This window comes from Streptomyces atroolivaceus (assembly GCF_000717025.1).
Lineage (GTDB): Bacteria > Actinomycetota > Actinomycetes > Streptomycetales > Streptomycetaceae > Streptomyces > Streptomyces atroolivaceus.
In genome coordinates, this window is record NZ_JNXG01000037.1 from 1 (window position 1) to 5,216 (window position 5,216).

1 protein-coding gene is annotated in these 5,216 nt (G+C 74.3%); it reads left to right on the plus strand.

Features of this window, described 5'->3' with window-relative positions:
- Nucleotides 1–5,216, plus strand: a 5,216-nt coding sequence (locus OO67_RS35215) for a type I polyketide synthase (protein WP_033305924.1), incomplete at both ends; no start/stop codon positions are given.

Genomic DNA, 5,216 nt, shown 5'->3' on the forward strand with positions numbered 1-5,216 from the left:
GACGGCGACGACCTCTACGCCGAGGTCACCCTGCCCGAAGGCGTCGACACCACCGGGCACACCCTGCACCCCGCACTCCTCGACGCCGCCCTCCACCCGCTGGTCGACGGTGCCGAAGGGCTGCTGCCGTTCGGATTCAGCGGTGTGACGCTGCACTCGACGGGTGCCACCCGGCTGCGGGTCAGCGCGCGCCCGTCCGCCGACGGGAGCGTGACCCTGCGTCTCGACGACCCGACGGGCGCACCGGTCGCGGTGGTCGAGTCGCTGGTGCTGCGCGAGGCGTCCGCCGGACGTCTCCGGGACACTTCCCGACGGCATCCGCTGTACACGGTCGCCTGGCAGCCGTCCGTCGCCGACGCCACCACGGCGGGGACGGACGGCAAGGCGGCAGACCACGAGCGCCTCGCGGTGCTGGGCGACTCCCCCGTGGCACGGGAGCTGGCCGCCGTACTCGGCGCCGATCCGTACGAGGACGTCACCGCGCTCCTGGCAGCCGTGGACGCCGGCACGGCGACCGCCCCCGGACTCGCCGTGTACGCGCCGGGGACCGGACCCGAAGCGCCCGGGTCCGGTGCGGACACCGGACCGGACGGTCTCCTCGGCACCGCACGCCGTACCGCACACGAGGCGCTCGCCACGGTCCAAGCCCTGCTGGGCGACGAACGGCTCGCGGACACAAGCCTGTTGGTGGTGACGCGCGCATCCGTGGGCACCGGCCGCGTCGATGCTGCCGGCGTGCCGGAAGTGACGCTGGACGGCCTGGGGACCGCACCTCTGTGGGGACTCCTGCGCTCGGCCCAGTCGGAGTATCCCGGCCGGTTCGCGCTGGTCGACGTCGACGGCGCACCGGAGTCACTCCGGCGGCTGGGGACCGTCGCCGCGTCCGGAGAGCCGCAGAGTGCGGTCCGCGCGGGCGAGATCCGCACGCCCCGGCTGGCCCGGCTCCCGGAGAGCGCCCCGGCGGAGAGGATCGCGCCTGGGGCCCCGTCCGCCGAGAACGCCCCGCGTCCACTCGCGGCCGGCGGCACCGTGCTGATCACCGGCGCCTTCGGACGGCTCGGCCGGCTGCTCGCCGAGCACCTGGCCGCCGAGTACGGCGTACGACACCTCCTGCTGACCAGCCGCCGGGGCGCGGAGGCCCCCGGCGCCGACGAACTCGTGGCGCGGTTGGCCGAGTGGGGAGCCGAGGCCCGCGTCGAGGCCTGCGACACCGGGGACCGCGCCGCGGTCGCCGCGCTGCTGGCGTCCGTACCCGCCGACCGGCCGCTGACCGCCGTCGTGCACACCGCCGGGGTCCTGGACGACGGTGTGGTCACCGCGCTCACCCCGGAACGCCTCGACGCCGTGATGCGCCCGAAGGCGGAGGCCGCGTTCCATCTCCACGAGCTGACCGCCCGCATGGACCTTTCCGCGTTCGTCGTGTACTCCTCCGTTTCCGGGCTCATCGGCGCCGCCGGGCAGGCCAACTACGCCGCGGCGAACACCCTTCTCGACGCCCTGACCCACCACCGCCACGGTCTGGGCCTCCCCGCGACCTCGCTCGCCTGGGGCCTGTGGGGCGAAGGCGGCATGGGCGAGAAGCTGGGCGGCTCCGACCTGGCGCGGATGGCCCGCTCCGGTGTGGCCGCCATGACGGAGACCGAGGGGCTCGCACTGTTCGACGCGGCGTTCGGCCGCCCGGAGCCACTGCTCGTACCCGCGCGACTGGATCTGGCGGCGGTCCGGGCCCGGGCGGGCGCCGCCGGGGTGCCCCCGCTGCTGCGCGGCCTGGTCCGCGCGCCGTTGCGCCGAGCCGTCGCCGCGGCAGCGGGCGGTGACGGCGGGTTCGCCGCGCAGCTGGCAGGTCTGGAGGAGGGGGAGCAGATCCGCAGGATCACGGAGCTCGTGCGTGAGCAGGCGGCTGCGGTGCTCGGCCACGCGTCGCCGGCGGCCGTCGACGTCACCGCCGGATTCAAGGAACTCGGTTTCGACTCGCTCAGCGCGGTGGAGCTGCGGACCCGGATCAACGCGGCCACCGGTCTGCGGCTGCCGGCCACTCTGATCTTCGACTACCCCGCCCCGCAGTCACTGGTGGGGCATCTGCGGGAGCGGCTGACATCGGGGACCAATGGCGGTCCAGCCGCGCCGGCCGTTCGGGCGGCGACGGGCGCGGGGGCGGAATCCGCGTACGAGCCGGTCGCCGTCATCGGCTTCGCCTGCCGCTATCCGGGCGGGGTCGCCTCACCCGAGGACCTGTGGCGCCTGGTCTCCGAGGGAACCGACGCCGTGGGCCCCTTCCCACGGGACCGCGGCTGGGATGTGGAGAACCTCTACGACCCCGATCCCGAGGCCACCGGCAGGTCCAGCACGGACCAGGGCGGTTTCCTCTACCGGGCGGGCGAGTTCGACGCCGGGTTCTTCGGGATCAGCCCACGCGAGGCCACGGCGATGGACCCGCAGCAGCGGCTCCTCCTCGAAACGGCCTGGGAGACGTTCGAGCGGGCCGGCATCGACCCGGCCGATGTGCGGGGCAGCGACACCGGCGTGTTCGCCGGCACGATGTACCACGACTACGCGCCGCCGGTGCAGCACATGCCGAAGGACCTGGAAGGCATTCTGCTGACCGGCAACACCGGCAGCGTGGTGTCGGGGCGGATCGCCTACACGTACGGGCTCGAGGGTCCGGCGATCACGGTCGACACGGCGTGCTCGTCGTCGCTGGTGGCGCTGCACCTGGCGGCGCAGTCGTTGCGGCAGGGTGAGTGCTCGCTGGCGCTGGCGGGCGGCGCGACGGTGATGGCCACGCCCGGGACCTTCGTGGAGTTCAGCCGTCAGCGGGGGCTGTCTCCCGACGGCCGCTGCAAGTCCTTCTCCACCACGGCCGACGGCACGGGCTGGAGCGAAGGCGTCGGTCTGCTGCTTCTGGAGCGGCTCTCCGACGCCCGGCGCAACGGCCATCCGGTCCTGGCCGTCGTACGGGGCACGGCCACCAACCAGGACGGCGCCAGCAACGGTCTCACGGCCCCGAACGGCCCTTCGCAGGAGCGGGTGATCCGGCAGGCCCTGGCCAACGCCCGGCTCACCGCGTCCCAGGTGGACGCGGTCGAGGCTCATGGCACCGGGACCCGGCTCGGCGACCCCATCGAGGCCCAGGCCCTCATCAACACGTACGGCAGCGAACGGGACGCAGAACATCCGCTGTGGCTCGGCTCGTTGAAGTCGAACATCGGACATGCCCAAGCCGCGGCGGGTGTCGGCGGCGTGATCAAGATGATCATGGCGATGCACAACGGGGTACTGCCCCGGACGCTGCACGTGGACGAGCCGACCGACCACGTCGACTGGTCGGACGGCACCGTACGGCTCCTCACCGAGAACCGGCCGTGGCCCCGGGCGGCCGGCGAGGAACCGCGCCGGGCGGCCGTCTCCTCGTTCGGGATCAGTGGCACCAACGCGCACGTCGTCCTGGAGCAGGCGGACGCCGACCCCGCCCCCGCGACCCGGTCCGGCGAACCCGCACCGCTCCCCTGGCTGTTGTCGGCGAAGAGCGAGGAATCGCTGCGCGACCAGGCGCGCCGGCTGCACGCGTACGCCGTCGCCCGTCCCGAGGCGCCCGTCCGGGATGCCGCCGTCTCACTTGCGGCCCGGGCCCGGTTCGAGCACCGGGCGGTCGTCGACGCCACCGGCCGCGACGCGCTCCTCACCGGCCTCGCCGCGCTCGCCGAGGGCTCGGAAGCGCCCGGTCTGACCAGCGGCACCACGACCGGAGGCGGCACCGCGTACCTCTTCACCGGCCAGGGCAGCCAGCGTCTGGGCATGGGGCGCGAACTCCACGCCGCCGAACCGGTGTTCGCCGCCGCTCTCGACTCCGCGCTCGCCGCGCTCGACCCGCACCTCGACCTGCCGCTGCGGGACGTGATGTGGGGACAGGACGCGGACCTGCTGAACCGGACCGACTACACGCAGCCCGCCCTGTTCGCCCTGCAGACCGCGCTGTACCGGACCCTGGAGCACCGGGGGATCGTGCCCGACCACATGGCGGGGCACTCGATCGGCGAGATCGCCGCCGCGCACGCGGCCGGGGTGCTCGACCTCGCCGACGCGGCACGGCTCGTCGCGGTCCGGGGACGCCTGATGCGCGGCCTGCCGGCAGGCGGGGCGATGGTCGCCGTCCAGGCCACCGAGGAGGAGCTGCTCCCGCACCTGACGCCGCGGCTGTCCGTCGCCGCGCTCAACGCACCCGACTCCACTGTGATCTCGGGTGCGGAGGAGGACGCGCTCGCGGTACAGGAGGTGTTCACCGCCCTCGGCCGCCGCACCACCCGGCTCAAGGTGAGTCACGCGTTCCACTCGCCCCTGATGGAGCCGGTGCTCCAGGAGTTCCGGAAGGAGATCTCTGCGTTCGCCTTCCGGGAACCGTCGATTCCGCTCGTCACCGCGGGCGATCCGACGAGCGCCGCCTACTGGGCGGCGCACATCCGCGACACGGTCCGGTTCACCGACCACGTGCGCGCCCTGGAGACCCGGGGAGTCGCCCGCTACGTCGAGCTCGGTCCGGACGCCACCCTCACGGCACTCGCGCAGCACTCACTCTCCGAACCCGCCGTGCTCATCCCGGCCCTGCGCAGGACCGGTGAGGAAGGCAGCACGTTCGGTGCGGCGCTCGCGCGGCTGCACACGAGCGGCCACTCCCCCGCCACCTGGCGGCCGGAGCGCACCCCGGCGCACCCCGAAGACCTGCCCACCTACCCGTTCCGGCCGGAGCGCTTCTGGCTCACTCCCCGGGCGGATGCCACGGGCGGATCCGGGTCCGCGCACGCGCTGCTCGACACGGCCGTGCGGCTGGCCGAGGGCGACGGTCTCGTGCTGAGCGGCCGTGTCTCGCTCCGTACACACCCGTGGCTCACCGAGCACGCGGTCGCCGGGACGGTCCTGCTGCCGGGCGCGGCCCTGGTCGACCTCGCCCTGCACGCGGGCGACCTCACCGCGGCCGCGTCCGTCGAGGACCTCACCCTGGAGGCCCCGCTCGCACTCCCGGAGTCGGCCGCCGTCGACCTCCAGGTCGCGGTCGGCTCGGTGGACGAGGCGGGCCGCAGGACGATCGCCGTGCACTCCCGGGCGGCGGAGGACACCGAGGACGACGCCGGGTGGGTCCGGCACGCCACCGGAACCCTCGCACCGGCCGGAACACCCACCACCACCCCACCCACCGAACACATCACCTGGCCCCCACCCGG